11 protein-coding genes are annotated in these 7,955 nt (G+C 71.9%); 5 read left to right on the top strand and 6 right to left on the bottom strand.

Going from position 1 to position 7,955, the window contains the following annotated elements; translation table 11 throughout:
- Positions 1-199 precede the first annotated feature (199 nt).
- The 6 genes from AB0H93_RS34695 to rpmB all read right to left on the bottom strand — a co-directional run bounded on the left by AB0H93_RS34695 (position 200) and on the right by rpmB (position 3,736).
- A complete protein-coding gene (locus tag AB0H93_RS34695; protein ID WP_358578887.1) occupies positions 200-1,684 on the bottom strand; it encodes a diguanylate cyclase in 1,485 nt (494 codons plus the stop codon).
- 87 nt (positions 1,685-1,771) lie between these two features.
- Positions 1,772-2,452, bottom strand: coding sequence for a 5,6-dimethylbenzimidazole synthase (gene bluB, locus AB0H93_RS34690; RefSeq protein ID WP_358578812.1), 681 nt, complete (start codon positions 2,450-2,452; stop codon positions 1,772-1,774).
- 140 nt (positions 2,453-2,592) lie between these two features.
- A complete protein-coding gene (rpsR, locus tag AB0H93_RS34685; RefSeq protein ID WP_358578810.1) occupies positions 2,593-2,832 on the bottom strand; it encodes a 30S ribosomal protein S18 in 240 nt (79 codons plus the stop codon).
- Positions 2,833-2,835: 3 nt separating this feature from the next.
- Positions 2,836-3,141 carry a 30S ribosomal protein S14 gene (gene rpsN / locus AB0H93_RS34680; protein ID WP_132492928.1) on the bottom strand — a complete coding sequence of 102 codons (306 nt, stop codon included), beginning with the start codon at positions 3,139-3,141 and terminating at the stop codon, positions 2,836-2,838.
- 191 nt (positions 3,142-3,332) lie between these two features.
- On the bottom strand, positions 3,333-3,500 hold the full coding sequence (gene rpmG / locus AB0H93_RS34675; RefSeq protein ID WP_132492926.1) for a 50S ribosomal protein L33: 168 nt from the start codon (positions 3,498-3,500) through the stop codon (positions 3,333-3,335).
- Positions 3,500-3,736, bottom strand: coding sequence for a 50S ribosomal protein L28 (rpmB, locus tag AB0H93_RS34670; RefSeq protein WP_358578807.1), 237 nt, complete (start codon positions 3,734-3,736; stop codon positions 3,500-3,502). The genes rpmG and rpmB overlap by 1 nt, the downstream gene beginning before the upstream one ends.
- A gap of 97 nt (positions 3,737-3,833) precedes the next feature.
- Here rpmB and AB0H93_RS34665 point away from each other — a divergent pair, with 97 nt between their 5' ends.
- From AB0H93_RS34665 to AB0H93_RS34645, 5 genes are all read left to right on the top strand, one after another.
- Positions 3,834-5,090 carry a GTP-binding protein gene (locus AB0H93_RS34665; RefSeq protein WP_358578804.1) on the top strand — a complete coding sequence of 419 codons (1,257 nt, stop codon included), beginning with the start codon at positions 3,834-3,836 and terminating at the stop codon, positions 5,088-5,090.
- A gap of 65 nt (positions 5,091-5,155) precedes the next feature.
- The gene (locus AB0H93_RS34660; RefSeq protein WP_358578802.1) at positions 5,156-5,407 is read left to right on the top strand and encodes a type B 50S ribosomal protein L31; all 252 of its coding nucleotides are present in this window, start codon (positions 5,156-5,158) and stop codon (positions 5,405-5,407) included.
- A 92-nt stretch (positions 5,408-5,499) separates the two neighbouring features.
- A complete protein-coding gene (gene rpmF / locus AB0H93_RS34655) occupies positions 5,500-5,652 on the top strand; it encodes a 50S ribosomal protein L32 (RefSeq protein ID WP_132492918.1) in 153 nt (50 codons plus the stop codon).
- A gap of 136 nt (positions 5,653-5,788) precedes the next feature.
- A complete protein-coding gene (locus AB0H93_RS34650; RefSeq protein ID WP_358578799.1) occupies positions 5,789-6,484 on the top strand; it encodes a response regulator transcription factor in 696 nt (231 codons plus the stop codon).
- On the top strand, positions 6,481-7,914 hold the full coding sequence (locus tag AB0H93_RS34645; RefSeq protein WP_358578797.1) for a HAMP domain-containing sensor histidine kinase: 1,434 nt from the start codon (positions 6,481-6,483) through the stop codon (positions 7,912-7,914). The genes AB0H93_RS34650 and AB0H93_RS34645 overlap by 4 nt, the downstream gene beginning before the upstream one ends.
- The last annotated feature ends 41 nt before the right edge of the window (positions 7,915-7,955 follow it).

Below are 7,955 nucleotides of genomic sequence, written 5' to 3'. Positions count from 1 at the left end.
GGCTTCCGGGCTTCCGGGCTTCCGGGCTTCCGGGCTTCCGGGCTTCCGGGCTTCCGGGCTTCCGGGCTTCCGGGCTTCCGGGCTTCCGGGCTTCCGGGCTTCCGGTGTCGATTCTACCTTGCTGCGCAGGGGAAACCCGTCGATCGGAGATCGCAGCGCGGTGGACATGGCGATCGATCCTAATCGAGCCGGGTGCGCCTCAACTCGTGGTCGAGCTGTCCGCGGTCGGCCGGTCCCCATCGATCTCCCACCGGTTGCGCCCGGCCCGCTTCGCCCGGTACAGCGCGATGTCGGCGGCGGCGAACAGGTGCTCCAGGTTCGCCGGCCCCGCCGCGACGCCGATGCTCACCGTCGGCGCCTTGGTGAGCCGCCCGAGCACCAGCCGCCAGTCGTGCCGTTGCACCGCGGCGCGGATCCGCTCGGCGACGATCGGCCCGGCGTCGCGGGACTCCTCCGAGGCGTCGACGAGCAGCACCACGAACTCGTCGCCCGCCCAGCGGCAGATGAGGTCGTCGCCGCGGCATTCGCGGCGCAGCAGGTTCGCGACTTCTTGGAGCACCACGTCGCCCGCGGTGTGGCCGGCGAGGTCGTTGACGTCCTTGAACCAGTCCACGTCCAGCAACAACAGCCACGGCACTCGGCCGGCCGCCGCGGTGCTCTCCAGCAGCACGGGTGCGCGCCGCTCCAGGCCGAGGCGGTTGGTGAGGCCGGTCAGCGGGTCGCGCAGCGCGGCTTCGCGGGCGGCCACCGCCATGCGCTGCGCCTGCACCGCCACCCGGCGCTGCTCCAGCGCCTGCCCCAGCCCCTCCTGCAGCACGTCCACCGCCGTGCTGCTCGCGGCGACCGTTCGCCGCAGCGCGGCGGACTCGCCGACCGGGTCGGACAGCTCCTCGCAGATCGCCGCGAGGTCGAGGGAGAACTGCATCATCAGCATGGTGTCGCGGATCGTTTCGGCGCCTTCCAGGGCGCGGCTGGCGAACGTGCGGGCCTCCTCCAGCCGGTTCTGCTCGCGGCGCACCACCGCCAGCACCCAGTTCGCCACCGCGGTGGTGAACCAGTCGTCGGCGCCGCGACCCAGCGCCAGCGCCTCCAGGGCGGTCCGCTCGGCTGCGGCCGTCTCGCCGACGCCGGCCAGCGCCCGCGCGAACCCGGCCAGCGCGGAGCGCTTCACCTGCCCGGGCTTGGCCAGCCCCTGCGACTCGTCGAACAGGTCGCGGGCCAGCTCGAACTGCGCCCTGCTGGTCCCGTCGGGGCGGGTCACGGCGCGGAACACCCGCGCGTTGCCCTCCCGGCTCAGGCAGTGCGCCAGCGCCGCCTGGTCGTCGGAGTCGCGCGCGATCTGCACCGACAGCGCCATCAGCTCCAGCGCCGGGCCGCGGTGGCCGATGGTCTCCAGCAGGTAGCCGAGCATGCTGATGGTGTGCGCGGCCGCCGGGCCTTCCGGGCGGTCCACGTCGAGATCGGTCCAGCCCTCGGCGATCAGTTCCAGGGCGAGCGGGATGCGACCCAGCCGCCACGCCAGCGACGCCCGGTGCACCAGCACGGTCGGGCGGTTCCAGTGCTCGCCGACTTCGCTGGTCCCGGCCTTGATCAGCTCGTCGAACGCCGCGTTCGCCGCGGCGAAGCGGCCGGAGTCCAGCAACAGCCGCACGTGGCGGTCGTGGGCCGGCAGGTGGCCGACCATCAGCGGATCATCCTGCTGCACCGCGTCCTCGCAGGGAGCGCAACTTGTAGTGGAACCGCGTGCCGGAGCGGTTTCGTGCCGTCCAGGCTACCGGCTGCGACCTTGTCCGTACTTGTCGTAGTGCACGACCTGTTCCAGTGGCAGCCGCTGCCGCCAGCCGTGCCGCTCCAGGTCCGGCGTGTCGGCCAGGGATCGCACCGGCCCTACGCACAACCATGCCACCGGACGCACCCCCTGCGGAATGCCCAGCAGCCGGCGGAGGAACTCCTCGCGGTAGAAGCTGACCCAGCCGACGCCCAGGCCTTCGGCGGTGGCGGCCAGCCACAGGTTCTGGATGGCCAGGCACACCGAGTACAGGCCGGCGTCGGCGATCGCGTGGCGGCCGAGCACCTGCGGTGCGCCGCGGTTCGGGTCGTAGGTGACGACGATGCCCAGCGACGATTCCACGATGCCCTCGACCTTGATCTTGGCGAAGGTCTCGGCGCGTTCCCCGTCGAGCCGGGCGGCGAAGACGCTTCGCTCGGCCAGCACGTGTTCGCGGAAGGCGCGGCGGGTGGCGTCGTCGCGGACCAGGACGAAGTCCCACGGCTGGGACAGTCCGACGCTGGGCGCGCTGTGCGCGGCGGTCAGGACGCGGCGCAGCACTGGTTCGGGCAGCTCGCCGCCGGTGAACTCCCGGCGCACGTCGCGGCGGCGGTTGATCACGTCGTAGAGGTCGGCGGCGGGGGCGGTGTCGGTCAACTTGGAAGCTCGTCCGGCGATCGTCATCGTCGACCATCCTGCCGCTGGTGCCGAAGGTCGCGGGGCGAGGGGCACCGGCGGAGGGTTTTGCCTGCTCAGGTGTCGTGAGCGTGTTGGAGCGCTCTGGCGATCCAACACGCTCACGAGCATCTACCTGGGCAAATGGTTCATTTCCGGCCGTTCCCGGGGTAGGGGAGCAGGGCCATCTCGCGGGCGTTCTTGATCGCTCGCGCCACCTCGCGCTGCTCCTGCGTGGTCAGGCCGGTGACGCGACGGGAGCGGATCTTGCCCCGGTCGGAGATGAACTTCCGCAGCAGCGCGGTGTCCTTCCAGTCCACCTGGACGACGCCTTCGCGCTGGAGCAGGTTCGGCTTGCGGCGCACGCTGCGCCGGTCGTTGTGCACCACGGATCACCAACTCGACTTCGTCACGCCGGGCAGCTCGCCGGCGTGCGCCAGCTCGCGCAGCCGCACCCGGGAGACGCCGAACTTGCGGAAGTAGCCGCGCGGACGCCCGTCGACGGCGTCCCGGTTGCGCAGGCGAACCGGGCTCGCATCGCGCGGCTGGCGCTGCAGCTCGCGCTGAGCGGCCACGCGTTCCTCGGGGCTGCTGCCGGGCGCGACGATGATCTGCTTCAGCTCGGCCCGCCGCTGCGCGTACCGGGCGACGATCTCGCGCCGCTGCTCGTTGCGCGCGATCTTGGACTTCTTGGCCACTCGGCCGTTCCTTTCACTGCTCGAAGCTCGTGAGCGGCAGTTCCGGTAAGAACCGGAACGACCACTCGCGAGCAGGGGTAAGGGATGGGGAGATCGGCAGCGAGCGCGCTCGCCCGTGACTTCCGTCGAGCAAGCTGCGCAGCCGCTTCTGCCTTCCGCGAGCGCAGTCGCCACCGCGACGCTTGATTCCTTCAGCGCTCTTCGCGGAACTCGACGTGCTTGCGGGCCACCGGGTCGTACTTGCGCAGGACCAGGCGGTCCGGGTTGTTCCGGCGGTTCTTGGTGGTCACGTACGTGAAGCCGGTGCCTGCGGTGGATCGCAGCTTGACCACCGGGCGGACGTCGGTGCTCTTGGCCATCAGACGCGTTCCCCTCGCGCTCGCATCGCGGCCACCACGGCCTCGATGCCCTGCTTCTCGATCGTCTTCATCCCCTTCGTCGACACCCGCAGCCGGATCCAGCGGCCTTCGGACGGCAGCCAGTAGCGCTTCCGCTGCACGTTGGGCAGCCAGCGGCGGCGGGTGCGGTGGTGGGAGTGGGAGACCTGGTTGCCGTAGCCGGGTTTCTTCCCGGTCACCTGGCAGCGGACGGACATGACCTTCCTCTCGATAATGACATCCATTTTCATTTCGTCGCCGACGAGGGTAGCGTGTGCTCGCGTCAGATGAAAACCGTTGTCGATTGAGGTGGGGATGGGAACCGAGTCGTCCGCGAACCGGCGGACTCCGCTGATCATGGTGGCCGGGATCCGCGCGGAGCAGGTCGCGGCGGCGGCCGGAGCGGCGTGGCGGGAAGACCCGGCGGGCACCGCGCTCGTGCACCACGACCTGCGCGAAGTCACCCAGGGCGTGGTCCGGCGCCTGGTCCGGCACGGAGACACCGAGACCACCGAGGTGCTGGAGCTGGCGCACGGCTGCGTGTCCTGCACCCTGCGCCTCGACATGCTGCCGCTGCTGCGCAGGCTGTCCGCCGCGCCTGACGTGACCCGGGTCGTCGTGCAGCTCGATCCGGCGCTGGAACCCGAAACGATTTGCTGGGCGCTGCAGAACGTCCTGGTGGACGACCGCCCGCTGGTCGACGACGTCGAGGTCCGAGCCGTCGTCACCACCGTCGACCTGGCCACCTGGCTGGCCGACGCGACCGGCGAGGAGGAACTCGTCGAGCGCGGCCTCGGCGGCAGCGCGGACGACGAGCGCACCGTCGCCCAGGTCGCGGTGGGGCAGGTCGAGTTCGCCGACGCCATCGTGCTCGCCGGCCGCTCCGGCGACCGGTGGAACCGGGTGCGAACCGAGGCGGTGATCGCCCGGCTCACGCCCAACGCCCCCGCCGCGCACCTGGACGGCCTGGACGTTTCCGCGCTGCTGGCGAAGGTGCCCGCCGACGCGCGGCGTGGCGAGGTCGACGGGCCGCAGGGCCGGTTGCTGCGCGGGCAGCCGTCGCTGGACACCGACGCGGGAGTGTCGGTGGTGCTGTTCGAGGAGCGGCGGCCGTTCCACCCGGAGCGGCTGCACGAGGCGATCGACGTGCTGCTGGACGGCGTGGTGCGCACCCGCGGCCGGGTCTGGGTGGCCAGCCAGCCGGACGTCGCGCTGTGGCTGGAGTCCGCCGGCGGCGGACTCGGCGTCGCGCACGCCGGGGCGTGGCTGGCCGCGCTGGAGCCCGCCGACTGGGCGGACGTCTCGGCCGAGCGCCAGGTCAGGGCCTCGCTGACCTGGGACGACTACTACGGCGACCGGATGCAGGAGCTCGTCGTGATCGTCCACGAGGCCGATCCGCGGGACATCGTCCACGCCCTGCGCCACGCCCTGCTCACCGACGACGAGCTCGCCGCGGGGCAGCGGGCGTGGGCGAGCTACGACGACCCGTTCGGCGAATGGCACACCGATCCGTGCGGGGACGACCCGGCGGAGACCACCGCGGACGCCACCGGCGAGACCGGCAAGGCGTAACGCCCCACTCCGCACGGGGCTCGCGCCGCAGGGGACCGATTTCGAACGACCTTGGAGGAGAACTCGTGAAACCCGGGATCCATCCCGAATACCGGCCGGTCGTGTTCCAGGACCGCGCCACCGGCGACCGCTTCCTGACCCGCTCCACCGCCACGTCCGACGTGCGGACGGAGTGGGCGGACGGCAACACGTACCCGCTGATCGTGATCGACGTGACCGCCTACTCGCACCCGTTCTGGACCGGCAACCAGCGGGTGCTCGACACCCAGGGCCGGGTCGAGAAGTTCCGCCGCCGCTACGGCGACCGGACCCGCTGATCAGCAGCCGTGCGTGCTTTGCGTCGCTATGGCAACACAACACACGCACGGCCCATGAGCAGCGGAAACACCAGAACGACGAGAGGACCGACATGGCCGTTCCCAAGCGGAAGATGTCCCGCAGCAACACCCGCCACCGCCGATCGCAGTGGAAGGCGACCGCGCCCGACCTGGTGCCGATCGTCGTCGACGGGGAGCGCAAGCTGGTGCCGCGCGCGCTCATCCGGCACTTCCAACAGCGGTGACCGAACCGGCGCGCGCGATCACCCAGGGTGATGGTGCGCGCCGGAATGGCACTCGGGTGGAGATGGATGTCACGCGGTGCCGCGACGCACGGCGGGTTCTCAGCTGCTTCTCAGGGCCAGGGGTAACACTGTGCCCATGCGCATCCTCGTCGTCGACGACGATCGTGCCGTGCGGGAATCCCTGCGAAGGTCGTTGCAGTTCAACGGGTACCAGGTCGAGCTCGCGGCGGACGGTCAACAGGCATTGGACTTCCTGGCGGGCAACCGTCCGGACGCCATGGTGCTCGATGTGATGATGCCCCGCCTGGACGGCCTGGAGGTCGCGCGCCGCCTCCGCAGCACCGGCGACGATCTGCCGATCCTGGTGCTCACCGCGCGCGACGCCGTGTCCGACCGGGTCGCCGGGCTCGATGCGGGCGCCGACGACTACCTGCCCAAGCCGTTCGCGCTCGAAGAGCTGCTGGCCCGGCTCCGCGCCCTGCTGCGCCGCGCCAGCCCGCCGGATGCGGGACCGGACGAGCTGCCGCCCGCGCTGCGCTTCGCCGACCTGGAGCTGGACCCGGGCACCCGCGAGGTCCGCCGCGGCGAGCGGCCGATCAGCCTGACCCGCACCGAGTTCGCCCTGCTGGAACTGCTGATGGCGCACCCGAAGCAGGTGCTGACCCGCAGTCGCCTGCTGGAGGACGTGTGGGGCTACGACTTCCCGACCTCGGGCAACGCCCTGGAGGTCTACATCGGGTACCTGCGCCGCAAGACCGAGGCCGAGGGTGAGCCGCGGCTGATCCACACCGTCCGCGGCGTCGGCTACGTGCTCCGCGAGACGCCGCCGTGACGGTTCCCGCACCACCCCCGCCGGACCTGGAGCCGCACGAGCGTCCGAAAGGCCGGTTCCAGCGCGTCTCGCTGCGCAACCGCGTCACCTGGCTAGCGGCGGTCTGCGTCGCCGGCGCGGTGGCGTTGGTGTCCGTCGCGGCCTTCGTCACCGTGCGAGACAGCCTCTACCAGCAGTTGGACGACAACCTCGTCGAGCGCGCGGTGGAGGCCGCGGAGGGCCCGCTGGTGCGCACCGCCGACCTGCAGCAGGTGCCGGTGGCGTTCTTCGTCGCCCAGAACTTCAAGATCAGCGTGCTGTCCGCGGACGGCGTCGTGGTCGGCCCGGCCGACCGGCCGCCGATGAGCGTCGACGAGCTCGCGGTCGCCAAGGGCGAGACCCGGGAATCGCTGCGCACCGATCAGCGCACCAACAGCCGGGTGGTGGCGGTGCCGACCGGGCAGAACGCCGCGCTGGTGATGTCCACGTCGATGGACCCGACGCAGCGGACGCTCGCGCAGCTGAGCGTGGTGCTGGTGGTGATGGGCGGCGCCGGGATCCTGCTCGCGGCGGCCGCCGGGACGGCGGTGGCCCGCGCCGGGCTGCGGCCGGTGCAGCGGCTCACGGCGGCCACCGAGCGCGTCGCGCTCACCGGCGACCTGCGGCCGATCCCGGTCGGCGGCGACGACGAGCTGGCCCGGTTGACCACCAGTTTCAACCGGATGCTCGGCGCCCTGGCCGAGTCGCAGGAGCGGCAGCGGCGCCTGGTGGCCGACGCCGGGCACGAGCTGCGCACCCCGCTGACCTCGCTGCGCACCAACCTGGAGCTGCTGCTGATGGCCTCGGCCCGGCCGGACGCGCCGGAGCTGTCCGAGCAGGACCGGGCTGAGATGTTCGCCGACGTCCAGGCCCAGGTGATGGAGCTGTCCGCGCTGGTCGGCGACCTCGTCGAGCTGGCCAGGGAGGACACCCCGCAGGCCGTGCACGAGCCGGTGGACCTGGTCGACGTCGTGGAGCGCGCGTTGAACCGCGCGCGCCGCCGCGCCCCGCGCATCGAGTTCGACGTCCGCCTGGAGCCGTGGGTGATGATGGGCGACGCGACGGCGTTGGAGCGCGCGGTGCTGAACCTGCTGGACAACGCCGCGAAGTGGAGCCCGGACGGCGGCCGGGTGCGGGTGGACCTGCATCCCGAGCCGGCCGGCGGCACCACAGTGCTGGAGGTCGCCGACAGCGGTCCCGGCATCGCGGCCGGGGACCGGCCGTACGTGTTCGAGCGCTTCTACCGGTCCTCCGACGCCCGGACCCTGCCGGGCTCCGGGCTGGGCCTGTCGATCGTCAAGCAGGTCGCCGAGCGGCACGGCGGCACGGTCTGGGCCGGCGAGGCCCCCGAGGGCGGCGCGCTGCTGCGCATGACGCTGCCGGGTAGTCCCCAGTACATCGAACAGCAATGAACAGCAATGCTCCGGGCGCTGCCTCGGAGTGACCACCATCC

The sequence above is a fragment of the Saccharopolyspora sp. NPDC050642 genome (genome assembly GCF_040654735.1).
In the GTDB taxonomy this organism is placed as follows: domain Bacteria; phylum Actinomycetota; class Actinomycetes; order Mycobacteriales; family Pseudonocardiaceae; genus Saccharopolyspora; species Saccharopolyspora elongata.
The sequence above is the reverse complement of the archived record's forward strand: the minus strand, read 5'-3'. Positions and strand labels throughout refer to the sequence as shown.